The 15,534-nt window shown below is 53.1% G+C and carries 12 protein-coding genes; 2 read left to right on the top strand and 10 right to left on the bottom strand.

Going from position 1 to position 15,534, the window contains the following annotated elements; all coding sequences use genetic code 11:
• Positions 1–79: 79 nt before the first annotated feature.
• From NNL21_RS07365 to NNL21_RS07385, 5 genes are all read right to left on the bottom strand, one after another.
• Positions 80–964: an ABC transporter ATP-binding protein gene (locus NNL21_RS07365; RefSeq protein ID WP_204822648.1), complete on the bottom strand. Its 885-nt coding sequence runs from the start codon at positions 962–964 to the stop codon at positions 80–82.
• A 3-nt stretch (positions 965–967) separates the two neighbouring features.
• Positions 968–3,862, bottom strand: a complete 2,895-nt coding sequence (locus tag NNL21_RS07370) for an ABC transporter permease (protein WP_204822647.1) — start codon at positions 3,860–3,862, stop codon at positions 968–970.
• Positions 3,863–3,902: 40 nt separating this feature from the next.
• The gene (locus tag NNL21_RS07375; RefSeq protein WP_204822646.1) at positions 3,903–4,943 is read right to left on the bottom strand and encodes an efflux RND transporter periplasmic adaptor subunit; all 1,041 of its coding nucleotides are present in this window, start codon (positions 4,941–4,943) and stop codon (positions 3,903–3,905) included.
• Complete coding sequence (locus NNL21_RS07380) at positions 4,921–5,634, bottom strand: ABC transporter ATP-binding protein (protein WP_204822681.1); 714 nt, start codon at positions 5,632–5,634, stop codon at positions 4,921–4,923. The genes NNL21_RS07375 and NNL21_RS07380 overlap by 23 nt, the downstream gene beginning before the upstream one ends.
• 235 nt (positions 5,635–5,869) lie before the next feature.
• The gene (locus tag NNL21_RS07385; RefSeq protein ID WP_204822645.1) at positions 5,870–6,715 is read right to left on the bottom strand and encodes a DUF92 domain-containing protein; all 846 of its coding nucleotides are present in this window, start codon (positions 6,713–6,715) and stop codon (positions 5,870–5,872) included.
• 139 nt (positions 6,716–6,854) lie between these two features.
• Between NNL21_RS07385 and NNL21_RS07390 the strand changes: the two genes are divergently transcribed.
• The gene (locus NNL21_RS07390; protein WP_204822644.1) at positions 6,855–8,036 is read left to right on the top strand and encodes an HD domain-containing phosphohydrolase; all 1,182 of its coding nucleotides are present in this window, start codon (positions 6,855–6,857) and stop codon (positions 8,034–8,036) included.
• 26 nt (positions 8,037–8,062) lie between these two features.
• Here the strand turns inward: NNL21_RS07390 and NNL21_RS07395 are convergent, their stop codons facing one another.
• The 4 genes from NNL21_RS07395 to NNL21_RS07410 form a co-directional block, all read right to left on the bottom strand.
• Complete coding sequence (locus NNL21_RS07395; protein WP_204822643.1) at positions 8,063–8,797, bottom strand: glycerophosphodiester phosphodiesterase; 735 nt, start codon at positions 8,795–8,797, stop codon at positions 8,063–8,065.
• 6 nt (positions 8,798–8,803) lie between these two features.
• A complete protein-coding gene (locus NNL21_RS07400; RefSeq protein WP_204822642.1) occupies positions 8,804–10,222 on the bottom strand; it encodes a CapA family protein in 1,419 nt (472 codons plus the stop codon).
• A 95-nt stretch (positions 10,223–10,317) separates the two neighbouring features.
• A complete protein-coding gene (locus NNL21_RS07405) occupies positions 10,318–11,319 on the bottom strand; it encodes an MBL fold metallo-hydrolase (protein WP_256555106.1) in 1,002 nt (333 codons plus the stop codon).
• Complete coding sequence (locus tag NNL21_RS07410; RefSeq protein ID WP_204822641.1) at positions 11,316–12,059, bottom strand: class I SAM-dependent methyltransferase; 744 nt, start codon at positions 12,057–12,059, stop codon at positions 11,316–11,318. The genes NNL21_RS07405 and NNL21_RS07410 overlap by 4 nt, the downstream gene beginning before the upstream one ends.
• Positions 12,060–12,855: 796 nt before the next feature.
• On the opposite strand from NNL21_RS07410, the gene NNL21_RS07415 reads away from it, so the two are divergent.
• Positions 12,856–14,136, top strand: coding sequence for an ArsB/NhaD family transporter (locus tag NNL21_RS07415; protein ID WP_204822640.1), 1,281 nt, complete (start codon positions 12,856–12,858; stop codon positions 14,134–14,136).
• Positions 14,137–14,281: 145 nt separating this feature from the next.
• Here NNL21_RS07415 and fni read toward each other — a convergent pair whose 3' ends face one another.
• Positions 14,282–15,355 carry a type 2 isopentenyl-diphosphate Delta-isomerase gene (gene fni, locus NNL21_RS07420; RefSeq protein WP_204822639.1) on the bottom strand — a complete coding sequence of 358 codons (1,074 nt, stop codon included), beginning with the start codon at positions 15,353–15,355 and terminating at the stop codon, positions 14,282–14,284.
• Positions 15,356–15,534: the final 179 nt, after the last annotated feature.

The following is a 15,534-nucleotide window of genomic DNA, read 5'->3' on the forward strand; positions in this document are numbered from 1 at the left end:
ATCAGGAAACATTCGGATTCTATAAAAGATTAACAAAAACCGCGAACCCGATCCGGGCACGCGGCTTTGCTGTCTAGCTTTACTCCTCCGGCGGATAGAGGACAATTCGTCCTTCCTCCATTTCAACGCGGACTTTATTCTTTTCTTTAAACTCGTCTGCCTGCAAATAGGATGATGGGATCTGGAGTCTGCCCGCTTTGTCAATAACAGCATACTCGACATGGCTTTCTGTATCTTCCTCAATTCCAACGCCGCTCTCGAGAGCCGCGAGCTCCTCCGCATACGACTGACGGCGAATCATCTCTGCGGATGTCTTCCCATCGCGGATCGCCACGACGCGGTCCACCTTGCGCGCAAGCAAGGGATCATGGGTCACGATGACAATTGTGATGCCGATCTTGTGGTTCAGCTCGCGGAACAGATCGAGAATTTGATTGGACATCTTCGTATCGAGCGAGCCGGTAGGCTCATCTGCCAGCAGCAGCTTCGGTTCGTTGGCGAGCGCAATAGCGATCGCGACGCGCTGCTGCTCGCCGCCCGACAGCTCGCTGAGCCTGTTCTTGACGCGATGGCTTAGTCCCACCGCGTCGAGCAACTCGAGCGCGCGAAGCTTCTTCCGACGTCCCTTTAGCAGAATAGGCAGCTCTACGTTCTCCTGTGCCGTCAGGTAAGGGATCAGGTTACGTGAATTGCTCTGCCAGACGAAGCCGACGGATTCGCGCTTGTATTTCACCAGATCCCGTTCCGAAAACTTCAGGAGATCCTTCCCATCCACAGTCAATGTGCCTGCAGAAGGTTTATCCAGACCGCCAAGCATATTGAGCAGCGTCGACTTCCCGCTGCCGCTGTTGCCGATAATCGCCATCAGCTCGCCGGGCTCGACATGCAGGTCAAGCCCCTGGAGCGCAACAACTTCGAGATCGTCGGACTTGTATATCTTGACGAGACCGTCGCAGTGTATCATGGGCTATTCCTCCCCCAGCTTCAGCGCTTGCGATATTTTCATGCGGGATACCCGCATACCGAGAACGGCCAACCCGATGATGAGCATGGTGCCGATGACGCTGTACAGCTGTACATAGTCGCTCAGCTGGCGCACGATTTCGAACGGCGGAACCTGCTCCGATGCGTTAAACGACAGCTGGAAGAGCGGAACGAACATATCGCTCACCGCATTGCCGATGAAGACGCCGATCAGAACGGCAGCGGCCGACGTCAGCATCTGCTCGCTAAACAGCATCCCTAGAATCTGCATAAAGGAAATGCCCATCGCGCGCAATATCCCGTACTGCAGCGTCCTGCCCGATAACGTCAATACCCAGAATAGCAGAAAGCCGAAGAAGCTGATCGCCATCGATATGACGAAACCAAGCGTCATGACACCATTTATGGCAAGACGGAACGGATCGTTCTTGGAACGAATCAACTGCTCGTTCACGTCCGACAATTCGGTAACGGGTATTTTCTTGAGAGTCAGATCATCGTATACGACTTGACTGGAGGTGCCTTCCTTCAGCTTCACCCAAACCTCATAGGGCTCAAGCGCCAGGTGATTCTGGATGTAGGAGAGATGACCGACGACCAGATTGGGCCGTATAACATTCTCATCGCTCTCCTCCTTCGCCCCCCGCGCCTTAGGAAGCGGGCTCCAACCCGGCCAGTAATCAATAATGCCGTAGACGATAAAGCCAGCTTCATCCAAACCGCTCCACTTGGCACCGATGCGGTCGCCGGGCTTCACGCCCAAGCTGTTGGAGAGCGAACGGGAGATGAGAACGGCCTTCGGATCGGAGGCCATCAGGTTCAAATAATTGTTGATATGATAGTCAAGGAGTCCGGTCCGCATCCAAGCAACCTGACCGAAATCAAAGGTGTCAATCCCGTACAGCACCGTTGATCCGCTGCCTCCGTTCGTGCTCACGGAGACGTTGTCCTTAACGAATACCCGGGCCGCCGCTTCAACGCCTGCGAGCTCTGTCATCGTTATAAACGGAGGCTCCGTGTAAGAGACCCGCTTGGGGACGATCAGCTCTTCGGCAGCATCCGGAGCCGCGCTCGGTGCCGGACTCATTCCGCCTCCCATAGCAGGCGGAGGCGCATCGTTCTCCCATTGAACGGATATGGTCATATCCGCCCCGGTTGTATACAGGATCTTATCCTCCATATTTCCGTTAATCGTCCGGGCCGCATTCGCGCTGAACAGTCCCGTCGCGACCGTCATGATCAGAAATACCTTGATCGTCAAATATTGAGAGGATGATCGGCTGATTTGCAGCAGGGACGAATACAGCGCAGGAGACCACCATTTCCTGCCGATCCAATAGACCAGCCGGATTAACCAAGGATAAACACGAAGGGCGAATAGGCCGCAGCCCAACGAGAATAATGCTGGCAAGAAGAACAAAAGAGGGTCGACCTGAAGTGCATTCGGATCGAGCGCAAGCTCCTGAAGCTCATCCATTCGTTTGTTGAAACCATACAGCAGGTAAATCGAAACGCCCAATAATATGACGTCGATAAACATTTTATGCCAGAATGACATCTTATTCGCTCGCGCCATCTGCTGCTTATGTCCGACGATCGTCGTACGCGTCGCGAGGAAAGCAGGAATGAGGATAAGGATAATCGATCCGGTAACCGCCAATATAGCTGTTTTGTAGGAGGTACTGTTCAGTACGACCTCAAGTGAGGAACGTTGGACAAACTCCAAGAAGCCACTCGATGCGCCTAATACTTTGGTGAAGAAGACGCCTACAAACGGACCGACAGCCAAGGCAAGCAGTCCAAGCACGATGCTCTCCACCGCAAAAACCAGCATAATCTGCAGCCGGCTCGCTCCCCGGCTTCGGAGAACCGATATCTCATTCTTCTGCCGTTCGATAATTAAATTCGCCGCCATATATAAGTAAAATACGAGCATAAACATGACCGGCGAATAGAGCGACCAGAGCATTAAATCCAATTTTTCTTTCTTCTCGCCGTACTTCTCGATCGGCGATTTCGCAGGTACATCGACCGAAGCGATTCCCAGCCGCATATTGAAGTATCCGGACAGCGCATTCGAATTCGCGATGAACGATTCAATATCGTCGATCTTGAGCTCCTCGTAATTCAACGAATACTGCCATACGATAGAGGATAGCCGAAGAATGCCCATGTTCTGGACAAAATCCTGTTCGAACCGGGCCGATGGGATGAAGAAGGATGAATTAAAGGATTCCACTTTAAATTGATCGTACGGGTTCTCGGGATTGGACTCGATTAACCCCACCGGCAGCATGCGAAGCTGCTTGCCCGTATCTTTGTTCGTATAAACAAATTCATGGTTCAAGTCGCGCTTCATGTCGATTAGAAACTTCTGGGTTACGGCCGCTTCATACACGCCATCCATCCGATTGGGATCCGGGAATCTGCCATCCACAAGCCGCACGCGCTTCTCTAGATCCGAAACCGTACGAAAGCTTGCATTCAGCGTCATCTCTTTCTTTTCCCGCTCACTTGCATCCGCAGGCAGAATCCGGATGGATTGCGTGCCGCGGGTAAGAATGTAGGATTGCGAGCTAAGGCCGAACCGCTCCGGCAGCTGGTTCATATAGTTATCGGCTCGAAGGATCAGCTTCTGCGTTTCTTCGACCGTCCGCTCGCCGGAAATCGAAGTCGCTACGCGAACATACCCGGGATAGATCTGCTTATCCTGCTGCAGCAGCTGCAGCTCCTTGAACAGCGTGCGCTGCAGTATCGCGTGCGAGTAAAGCGGCATCGAGCTGAACAAAGCTACGCAAATGGTCAAACCGAGCCATAAATTAAGCTGCAGCCAGCGATTTTTTGCCATCTTCCGTAAAATCATCGTCCACAGGGCCATCGTTTCACCTCTTTATCCCTTCCATCACCCAATGACGAAATTAATTATTCAAGATAACCTTCTGGCCAGGCTCAAGACCCATTCGGATTTCGACCTCGGTTGACGTCATAATTCCAGGTTCCACGTCTACCTCTTTGCGGCGCTCTCCGTCAAGCACCTGCACATAATTGCGGCCCATATATGTACGCAGTCCGCTGCGCGGTATGACAATAACGTCCTCTTGCTTCTCAAGGACAATCCGGATATCCGCGGTTAGTCCCATGCCAACCTCTAGCTTGCCCGGATCAAAACTTACCAAGAGCCGCTTCGAATTGCGTTCGGCCTGCTCCGGATTTTCCGCGAGTGGGGCACCTGAAGGAGATTGAATCACTTTTCCCTTCAGCTTCTCTTTCTTGATCGTGATTTCGACATCCATATTAATTTGGACAGGCGAGATATCCTTCTTATCCTCCGACTCATATACGAGATGGAGCTGATTGGGATCGGCAATGTTAACGATCGGTCTGTAACCGGTTACACCATCGCCGGAGTGAATCTCGTCCAAGAACGTAATGACTCCCCCGATAGGCGCCACTAATCGCGCGGCATCATACTGCTGTTGGATGGAATTAAGTGAAATCGTTTCCCGCTCCAGGTCGATTTGCCGCAGACGAATTTCATTCTCGTCCGCTTGTGCGCGCCTTGCGCGGTTATACTCGATTTGCACGCGTTCTACGTTCAGCTTCTGCAGCTCGATTTGCATATTTAAATTGCCGGTTTCCAGCTCTGCAATCAGCTGGCCCGCTTTGACCTGCTCACCTTGCCTCACATATACATCTTTCAATCGACCGCCCGAATCTTTGTAGAACACGGGGACTACCTCGCTGGATGCAATGGTTGCGGTTCCAAAGAAGACACGTTCAATCTTCCCCTTCTTAACCTCCACGGCGTCAATCTTCTCTTGAGCCGGCTTGATGAGCGGCGGTTTCAAGGACTGCTCCCCTTGTGGAAGCAGCGAACATCCGCTAAGCATCGCAGAGATCGTGATTATCGTACTCACGAGCAGAGCACGATGGCCTTTACGAGTTTGGTTGTATGACAATATTCCCATCCTCCAATGCTATGACGTGATCGACAATTTCCATAATTCCCGGATCATGCGTTGTCATCACGACAGTCATACCAAGCCGTTCCACTAAGTCCCTGAACACTCTAATAACCTGAAGCCCCATTCGGCTGTCCAGCTCGGCTGTCGGCTCGTCTGCTAGAAGGAGAACCGGCTCATGGGCGATCGCCCTTGCGATGGCGACACGCTGCTGCTCTCCGCCTGAAAGCTCCGGCGGACGATGCTTCATACGCGGCTTCATCCCGACCCATTCGAGCGCCCGTTCAGCGCGTTCCTTATTCAACCTCTTATCGGATTCAGCTATTCGCAGGCCGAACTCTACATTCTCGTAAGCGGACATCAAGGGAACAAGACCGTAGGCCTGAAAGACCAGTCCAATTTGAGAGCGCCTCCATGCACTGCGCCGTTTTTCAGTCAATCGGGAAATTTCCAGTCCGTTAAAAAACACCTGGCCTTCCGTCGGTTGATCCAGCGCGGCCAACAAATTGAGCAGCGTCGTCTTTCCTGAACCGGAGCGTCCCTTAAGCGCTACCATCGATCCGCGGGCGATTTCAAGATTAATATCCTTTAGCGCGGTGACAGCCGCATCGCCCCGTCCGAATACTTTCTTCACGTTGACTGTGCGCAGAATCGGCTCGTTATTCGGGAACGAAGCTGCCGTTTGAATCGTCACGGGCGGTCAATCTCCTTTCTATCAACTTTTTACAAATCATCCAAATTAGAGTTCGCTATATCAGAGTTAGAATACTAGTCGATGAATACGCTGTCAACTATATGTTCATATAATTCATCCCTAATTCACACCGGATAAACATATCCCTGTATAGCAACAAGACTGCTTCCCTCCCCAGCCGGGAATTTCAGCAGTCTTATTGAAGGCGGGCGGCGCCTCAATCCAATCCTCAACCTCCCGCTATTATTCCGATTCCCCCACCCAACAGACCGGCTGCCGCAGACGAAAGCAGATTCACCGCATCGTTGGTCATCCATGCAAACCCGCGTATCGGCCTCGCTTTCTCGCCGCAATGATGCGACCGCTCCGTCTCGCTCCCGCAAACACGGCAGCGGAACATCGCTTGAACAGTCGCGCCAAGCAGGGAGTCGATGAACGCGCCGGCTGTGCCTGCGACCGCAGCGGCAGCGATAAGCCCGCCCATTGACAGCTGCCCAGGTGACTGCTCTGCACAAACGAGCAGTGCTGCGACCACGCCGATAAAAGCTGCCCCGGCTAGAGCCGCAGTGCTGCCAAGCAGGGTTACACCGCCGCTTGTCCCGGGGGCCACAGGTTTTCCGCTTAATAAGGCACGCGGCGCGCGCCGGCTGAGAGCTCCAATCTCAGTAGCCCATGTATCGGCATTCACAGCGCCCATGACGCCAACGAATGCATAGATCCAGCCCTCATTGGGCCACAGTGCGTGCATCGCGCAGAGCGCCAAGCCTAAGCCGCCGTTCGCCCATACTTGCCCGGCATCGCGGCGTCCGCTCTTCGCATAGTTGGTCTCTGCCTGCCGCTTCTGCCTGTTCCAGCGTTTCCACTTGGACCAGAGTGAGGATGAGACGAAGAAGGCAATTAACACGCCGAACCAGACCGGCTCCCCTAAAGTGACGAAGCCCGTCCCCATCAGAATCGCCGCAATCGCTCCCGTTAATGATAAGGAGCGCATCCGGTAAGCTCCCCAAGCGATGAGCCCGCTGCCAACAAGGCCGGCCAGAAGCCGCAGCCACCAATCCTCGATCCATCCAACCATAGCTGATCCTCCTTTCTGGTTCTCTTCAAAAAACAGCATCCGGTCCTTCCGCGAGGGAGGATTCCCGTTCATTCATGTCGAATTATGGAATATTATATATGTAGGGTCACAAGCTCATTCATGAATCAAGGAGTGTCCAATGGTGCAAAGCGAACAACATGGCCTTACTTCAACCTCCGGTAGCGCTTCAGGAGCGCGATCTCCCGAGCAGCTGCTTCGCATTATATTTGATTATACCGCCAAAATTGCCAATGAGCGAAGCCTGCACCGTGTTCTTCACTTAATGGCGAACATGGGACGCGAAATGATCATGGCCGACCGCTGCACCGTCTGGATGATAGACCACGTGAACAACGAGCTGTTCACCACCGTCGCACACGGCGTAGATGAAATTCGGATCCCTATGAATTCCGGTATCGTCGGCCACACCATTGCAATCGCCGAGCCGGTATTAATCCAGGACGCCTATAATGATCCCCGCCACAACGCTGATAACGACCGCCGCACCGGTTACCGCACCAAATCGATGATAACCGTCCCTTTCGTTGGTAATGACGGCAGCATGATCGGCGCTTACCAAGCGATTAATAAACAGCACCCCGATGAAACGTTTACACCGCTTGACCTCGATCACCTGACACTGGCTGCATCCTATGCCAGCAAATCACTCGAATCGGTTATGCTTCATGAGGAAATCATCGCCACCCAGCGTGAAATCATTCTTGCCATGGGAGAGATCGGTGAGAATCGCTCCAAGGAAACCGGCAATCATGTCAAGCGCCTTGCCGAATATTCCTACTTGCTCGCCATCGGTTACGGACTATCGGCTGCGGAAGCCGAGCAGCTCAAGCTAGCCTCCCCCATGCACGACATCGGCAAAGTCGCTATACCTGATGCGATTTTGCTCAAGCCCGGCAAGTTGACCGAGGATGAGTTTTCTTTCATGAAGCGCCATACCGAAATTGGCTATAATCTGCTGAGGAATTCCGGCCGGGCGTTGATGAAGACAGCGGCCTTCGTCGCCTATCAGCACCATGAGAAATGGGATGGATCCGGATATCCGAATGGCTTGATCGGTGAAGAAATCCATCTCTATGGACGGATTACAGCCGTAGCCGATGTATTCGATGCCCTCGGGAGCGATCGCATATACAAGAAAGCGTGGGAGCTCGATCGCATTCTGAGCTTGTTTGCCGAAGAGCGCGGCCGCCACTTCGATCCCCGCCTGGTCGACGTGCTCATGGAGCAATTGCCCAAGCTGCTGGAAATACGCGAACAGTACCAGGACGAAGGCAATACGAAAGAAACCGGTCTTCTCTAATAAGGAGGCCGGTTTCTTTCGTCTTATTACACGCTTGCCGAGAATGCCTGCTCGAAACGGTCCGGATAGTTCGTGCAGATCATCAGGGCAGGATCAATGGCACCAATCCGTTTCATCGTCGCGATGTCGTTAATGGTCCACGCCATAACCTCGACGTGAGCCGCACGCATGGCCGCCATCAAGGATGGCGTCACTTTCGAATAACCAAGCGACAGGAATGCAGCATCTAGCCGCTTAAGATCTTGAATTAGCGATGCTGGCGCAACATCGGTAATCAGTCCGGTGCGAAGGTCGCCCGATAGTTTCCTCACCTTGCGCAGCGCTTCGGGGTCGAAGGAAGTAATGACCGAATCATACTGCAGCCCTTTCGAATGAACAAGGTCAACCACACGTTTCTCCAGATCCGGATATCGGCCACCGTATGTCTTGAGCTCGATGTTCAGCCGGCAGCGGCCAATCGTTTCATCCAGCACCTTCTCGAGCGTCGGAATGCCTTCTCCGGCATAGGGTTTGCCGAATTTGGAGCCGGCGTCGATACGCTTCAGCTCATATGCGGTAAAATCAGCTACACGACCCGAGCCGTTCGTCGTTCTCTTCAATGTATCGTCATGAATAACAACAGGAACGCCGTCCTTAGAGAGCTGAACATCCAGCTCGATCCACTGCACGAACGGAAAGGCCATTGCCTTGTTGAACGCAGCCATTGTGTTCTCCGGTGCGAGCCCCGAGGCACCGCGATGGGCAACACATACATGAATCATCCGTATCTACTCCTTCGCCCGCACATTTCCTTCTGAATCGACGCTAGCGTTTAACGAGATCTTAGATAGATGCGCCAACAGCGTCTTCGCCTCATCGCCCACCAGCGGCGCAGGCTGCGAGCTAACCGCACGCATCGGGTTAAATTTCAGGGAACAGCTGCCTTCCTTCGTACATACGGCATCCAGAACGCCGGTGTCATCCGTCTTGGGTAATTTCGTCTTATTGAATATAAAATTGCCTAAGCTATATGAAATCCATTTGCCTTTATACTGTTCGAATCCCTGAAGAACATGAGGATGACTGCCGATGACGAGGTCCGCGCCTGCGTCGATGTAATCGCGGGCCAGCTGCTTCTGATTTTTATCCGGATTATCCGCTCTCTCGATTCCCCAATGAACCATGACGATGACGAGATCCGCCTGCTCCTTAGCACTGCGGATGGTTGCTTTGGCTTGGGTCGAATCGTACGATTCCGCTACGCCTGCCCGATTCTTCGTCGCTTTCCACTCCGTTACGGGCAGGACGCGGGACACGCCGACGTAAGCGACTTTAATGCCTTTGGCTTCCAGTATAACCGGCTGAAACGCCTCTTTGTCATCGCTCCCGCCGCCCATGTTCGGCAATCCGATTTCATCCAGATAGCCGATCGTATCCAGCAGCCCCTCTACGCCCTGATCCAGCGTATGGTTGTTGGCCAAGCTGATGACATCGAAGCCTGCCTCCTTCAACGCCGGCAGCGATTTAGGCGAGCCTTTGAAGACGAACTTCTTGTCAGCTGCCGGTATCCCCCGTTCTGTAATCGGCGTCTCCAGATTGCCCGCCGTTAAATCCGGCTCCTTCAAGAACGGCAGCGCCTTCACATAGGGAAAGTCATACCCCTTAGCCTGCATAAGCTTATCGACCGAAGCAGCCAATAGTATATCACCTACAAAGGAAAGCCGGATTGTCTCTCCCGTCACAGGAGGATCGGGAATGACGCCACCTGAACCGTTGTCGCCTTGATCGGAGCCTCCACTTGCCTTGTCGTCCTTGTCTTTGCCTGGAGTTCCCGGATCTACGCCGCTCGGCTTATCAGGATCGGGCTCCGGGCTTGGTCTTGAGTCCGGCGCTGGATCCGGGTCGGGCTTCTGTTCGGGCTTCTGTTCGGGCTCGTTCTGAGCGCTATTGCCGTCTTCTGTTCTGCTAGGCGGCTCGTGAGCCGTGTCGCCCTCCTCATCGCCGGGCGGACTCTTGCTCCCCTCTGCGTTGATTCCGTTATTGGCATGTCCAGGCGGAGCTGCAGGATTGTCGCCCATTACGAACCAGACGACCACCAGAACACCGATGATCGCTAGCATCGTCAGATTCAAGGCGAGAAGCCGCCTCATTCGCCGGCCTTTGCGTTTTTTTACTTGCTGATGTGTTTCTGAGCGGGATACGTACATCGCTTGCTGCTCCTTATATAATGATGTCGTTTGGAAGAACCTTCAATATTATACCAGCAACCGTTCCAGCATGATACGAGTCTTCCTCTTCCAAATTATTCGGCGTAATAGGTGATATAATCACCTCGAAGATCACTTTTGATCTGCCCTGCCCGCTCCAGATGGATCAGATGGGCCAGTGTCTCCGACATGGCAAATCGTAAATGATGGGTATTGCCGCTTATTCGTTCCCCGAACAGACGCATACACATATCGTAACCCGTACCGGGCGTTTCTCTCAGCAGTTCTACGATCGCATCCAGCCTTCGCTTGTGATGCGCGATCAATTCATCGATCCGGCCGCGAAAGTCGTTAAACGGGGCGCGATGACCGGGAAACGCCAGCTCCACCTCATAATGCCTCAGTTCGTTAAGGCTATCGATAAAGCACTGGAGCGGATCCTCGTCCTCTCCCGGAACGATGCTCACATTCGGGGTAATATCAGGGAGCACCTGATCCCCGCAAATCATCAAGCGGCGCTCGGGTGCATACAAGCAGAGCTGCCCCCGGGCATGACCCGGCGCATCGATCGTCTGCCAATCCAGTCCGCCAAACCGGATGGTCGAACCCGCTTCCAGATAGGTTACCTCAGGCTGCGGGGATACGCGAGCAACAAATTGTTCCAGATGGATTATGATGTCGTCAAGCAGCGGCTCCGGCATGCCATGCCGTGCATAGAGTTCCGTCAAATCGGCAGCAAACGACCTGTCGCTCCCCCACAATCGAAGCGCATACGCGTGTGACTGGGCAGATAAATATACCGGCGCGCCGCTGCGCTGCTGAAACCAGCCGGAGAGCCCATAGTGATCCGGGTGCTGGTGAGTCAGTATAATGGTATGTATAGCGCCGAATGGAATGTCCCGTTCCCTGAATAGGTATGTCCATAGCTCTACCGCTTCGGACGTGTGGAGACCGGGATCAAGCAGCGTATAGCCCTCGCGATCCGCGATCAAATAGCTGTTCACCCATTTCAATGAAAAGGGCAGAGGCACCTTCACCTGCAGAATACCTCCCGGCCATTCCTTCACTGCGGACAATCTATCGTCGTTCCCAATCAAAGAGATAGCCTCCCTATCATAATCATACGCTTCGATTCCGTCTCCAAATATGGACAGCCATCGTAATCGCCATATACGCGATCCAGTGTCAGACCGGCTTGTTTCAGCATTCTCTTAAACCATTCGAGAGAATAGAGCCGAACGCGCTCTTCATAACGGCGTTTGTCGCCACCAGGCAAACCAATTGCTATTTTTTTGATGACCATGCCATCTTCAATCATACGGAATTCATCTATATGTAAGCCTGTCTCCTCGTCCACCCGCTTCGAATGAGGCACAAGATGCCGCTCGATATAGACCGGATTCAGAAAGTCGATCAAATATTGCCCGTCATCTGTCAGTACACGCCGAATCTCTTTGAGAACGGCGAGGTTATCCTGCTCATCCTGAAAATAACCGAAGGACGTAAACAGATTCAATGTCGCGCGGAAGCGCCCTGCCCCGAACGGTAATCGGCGCATATCGCCCTGAATAAGCTCGATCTGCCCTTCACGGTTATGTTCACGCGCTTCGTGCAGCAGCGCTTCGGACAAATCGATGCCGGTGACTTTAAACCCCAGCTCGGCTAAAGCAAGCGCATGGCGTCCCATCCCGCATCCAATGTCCAGCACCTGAGCGTCCACAGGCAGACCCAGCCATCCCGCCATCCGCTGAACCTCGCAGGCCGCCTGCTCCCAATTTCGGTGTCGATACACGATCATATAATCAGAGCCAAAGCTCCGCTCAAACCAATCTGTCATGATGTACCTCCGGTAAGCGTAATAAACGATGAACCTTCTTGATTATTGTACTGCACGGCCGGCTGTAATGGCAAAGTCGGCTTTCCGCGGGATTTTTTCATGCGCGCGATCGGCATATTAGGCAAGACAAAAGGAGGAGCGCGCCGCATGCTGATCCGTATCCAAACGGTTTTTGCAGATTCGAAGGACTTTAATATGTAACGCATCCATAACAGCACGATGGCGATCGAATTTGACTTCATCAGCTCACTCTGCGGTGAAAGTAAGGTCAGTGGCGATTTCATCACCATACCGTTTGTTTATGAATGAAGAGCTCAGCTTCACCGGGGCCGTCCCACCTGTTGGCATCTATGATTACGATTCGACCAAGCTGGAGCAGCAGTGGAGCTGTTTCGTAAAGTGCATTAGGCAGGCGTCGATCCATTCAGTTTCGGCCTGCGGTATCGAGCTACGCATAAGGGCAGTGAACAACCTGGAAAATTGGCAAACCATCAATCCCGAGCTTGAATTCAACGTTAAGATTCGTCGATATTGAAGGAATCGGCTTGATCCTCTAGCCCGGACATAACCATTCAATGGACCTATTTACACCTATAGAAAAACAGCGTATACTATCGCTATTGTGTTGAATCGAATATAGTGCGGTACTGGAGGAGCCTGTCATGCACAGGCTCCTTCTTGCCATGTCCTTCCGTTACCTGCCTTTATTGGTCAATACTGTCTATGCTTCCTCAGCGAGTTTAGTCAATTCGGGCTTCAAGGAACCGTAGCTCCACAAAAACTATCGGAGGTCTTTATGGAACAACAAGCGATTTGGGCAATCGGTATTTTTCTATTTATCTATGGATTCATTATTGCGGAGAAAATCCATCGCACCATTGTCGCTATGCTTGGCGGCATACTCATGATTGGATTCGGAATCGTCGATCAGGAAACAGCCATTCATCACATCGATTTCAATACGCTCGGTCTGCTGATCGGCATGATGATTATCGTTAGCATTACAGCCGACACGGGTCTCTTTAAATACATAGCTGTAAAAGCCGCCAAGCAGTCCAATGGCAGCCCGATCCGGATCCTCATTTCATTGGCGCTTATTACCGCGATCGGATCGGCCTTTCTGGACAATGTGACGACTGTCCTGCTTATGGTGCCGGTCACCTTCAGCATAACAAGAGCGCTTCAAATTAATCCGATTCCCTTCCTGCTGACGCAGATCATGGCAGCCAATATCGGCGGTACCGCAACACTGATCGGCGATCCGCCAAACATTATGATCGGGAGCGCAGTCAAAGAATTAAGCTTCATGGATTTCATTGTTAATCTGGCGCCTGTTGCCGCAATTATTATGATCGTCTATATTCCTTTGTTCATCCTTCTGTTCCGCAAAGGCATTCAAACCAGGGACGAGCTCAAGCGCAGCATCATGGAAATCAATGAGAAAGAGCTGATTGCCGATCCGAAGCTCCTTCGCAAGAGCTTATCCGTGCTGGGCTTGACCCTCATCGGATTCTTCCTTCATCAGACGCTACACCTGGAATCCGCCACCGTTGCGCTTGCCGGTGCCTTTCTGCTGCTGCTGCTCACGGGCGAGCATGTGATGGAAGAGGTTATGACGCGGGTCGAATGGACGACAATCTTCTTCTTCGTCGGTCTCTTCGCACTCGTATCCGGTCTAATTGAGACCGGTGTCATCGCGGAGCTTGCGGAGAAAGCGATGGAATTAACCGGAGGCGAGCTCGTCGCGGCCTCCATGCTCATTCTTTGGCTCAGTGCCATTGCGTCCGCGTTCTTGGATAACATTCCTTTCGTCGCGACGATGATTCCGTTAATTCAAGAGATGGGTAATATGGGCATCTCCAATCTGGAGCCCCTCTGGTGGAGCTTAGCGCTCGGTGCGTGCCTCGGAGGCAACGGCTCCCTGATCGGTGCGAGCGCCAACCTGATTGTAGCAGGCATGGCCAGTAAAGAAGGCCATCCGATCCGATTCATCACGTATTTGAAGTATGGATTTCCGCTCATGCTGCTCTCTGTCGGGATTTCAAGCATCTATATCTATTTGAGATATCTGGTCTAGTGTTTGAACGCTTGCCGAACGCTGCTTAATGAGGAGACTTCGTCTCCTTATTGCCCAAAAAAAGCCCAATGCCACGTGAGCATTGGGCTTTTTTCTGTGTTAATTTGCATACCGTATATAAAAGTAACAGACACACTCAGATCTTCTACAGCTTCGTCAATCGCTTACTGCCGCGAAGCGCGGCAAGCGTCTCTGCTCCGACGCTGAACATCGCTGCTCGTAATTCCAGCTCGATCCTCTCCAGCGTCGTATACAGCGACTCGGGCTGTATCGACGCGCCGCTCCGAGCACCTGCAGCGCCAGCCAGCAGGCTTCGGCCGTAACCGGCAAGGTCGGCACCGAGCGCGACAGCCTTTGCGGCGTCGATACCGCTGCTCAGCCCTCCGCTTGCAATGACGCATGCTTCGGGCATAGTTTTGCGGACGTCTCTTACACATTCCGCTGTCGGCGTTCCCCAGCCGGCGAACGCTTCGGCCGCTGCTGCGAGAAGCGGATCGTTTGATCGGAATTTCTCCACCTGGCTCCACGACGTTCCGCCCGCACCAGCCACGTCGATGAAGGAGACCCCCGCATCCATCAAGACTGCTGCTGCTTCGCCATCAATGCCCCAGCCGACCTCCTTCACACCAACCGGTACGTCAAGATGTGTGCACACATCAGATATTCGTTCAAGCAATCCCCGGAAATTCGTATCCCCTTCCGGCTGGAACACCTCCTGGAGGCTGTTCAGGTGCAGGACGAGCGCATCCGCCTCGGCGAGCTCGACTGCGCGGCGGCATTGATCTACACCGTAGCCATAGTTTAACTGGACTGCACCCAGGTTGGCGATGACCGGTATCGTCGGCGCCGCGGCTCTAATCCGGAATGTAGCCGCCAGCTCCTCATGCTCGATTGCCGCCCGCATCGAGCCAAGCCCCATTGCCCAGCCTCGTGCTTCCGCCGCTTCGGCAAGCCGGAGATTGATGTTGAATGCTTCTTCCGTTCCGCCAGTCATCGAGCTGATCAGCAGCGGCGTTCGCATTCTTTTCCCAATGAAGCTCGTGCTCATATCAATATCACCAAATGCGATTTCCGGAAGCGCCAAATGACGAAAACGGTAGCCATCGAACCCGGTATCGATCCCGACTCCCCGTACCTCCTCCTCCAAGCAAATACGGATATGTTCCCCTTTTCGTCTTGCCGTCTGGCTGTGCTGCTCTAGCGTAACTTTGTCCGTCATTCGGTTTCCCCCAAGCTGTCATAAATACGTTTGCCTATCCATTTAACGGAATGAACCGAGATGCGCAGCGAGAACAGCCACCTTGCTCGTTCACGATCCATGTTCCGACGGCAGTCGTTTTTCCATTAAGAACGTGCCCAAATTGCCCAATAACGGTACCCGCTCATCTACATTTCTTC

The sequence above is a fragment of the Paenibacillus mendelii genome (assembly GCF_024498075.1).
Taxonomy (GTDB): Bacteria; Bacillota; Bacilli; order Paenibacillales; family Paenibacillaceae; genus Paenibacillus_Z; species Paenibacillus_Z mendelii.

What these genes read in the sequence shown, in the direction of transcription:
- NNL21_RS07365 (WP_204822648.1), bottom strand. Translation starts at nt 964, where the DNA reads ATGATACACTGCGACGGTCTCGTCAAGATATACAAGTCCGACGATCTC.
- NNL21_RS07370 (WP_204822647.1), bottom strand. Translation starts at nt 3,862, where the DNA reads ATGGCCCTGTGGACGATGATTTTACGGAAGATGGCAAAAAATCGCTGG.
- NNL21_RS07385 (WP_204822645.1), bottom strand. Translation starts at nt 6,715, where the DNA reads ATGGTTGGATGGATCGAGGATTGGTGGCTGCGGCTTCTGGCCGGCCTT.
- NNL21_RS07390 (WP_204822644.1), top strand. Translation starts at nt 6,855, where the DNA reads ATGGTGCAAAGCGAACAACATGGCCTTACTTCAACCTCCGGTAGCGCT.
- NNL21_RS07395 (WP_204822643.1), bottom strand. Translation starts at nt 8,797, where the DNA reads ATGATTCATGTATGTGTTGCCCATCGCGGTGCCTCGGGGCTCGCACCG.
- NNL21_RS07400 (WP_204822642.1), bottom strand. Translation starts at nt 10,222, where the DNA reads ATGTACGTATCCCGCTCAGAAACACATCAGCAAGTAAAAAAACGCAAA.
- NNL21_RS07410 (WP_204822641.1), bottom strand. Translation starts at nt 12,059, where the DNA reads ATGACAGATTGGTTTGAGCGGAGCTTTGGCTCTGATTATATGATCGTG.
- NNL21_RS07415 (WP_204822640.1), top strand. Translation starts at nt 12,856, where the DNA reads ATGGAACAACAAGCGATTTGGGCAATCGGTATTTTTCTATTTATCTAT.
- fni (WP_204822639.1), bottom strand. Translation starts at nt 15,355, where the DNA reads ATGACGGACAAAGTTACGCTAGAGCAGCACAGCCAGACGGCAAGACGA.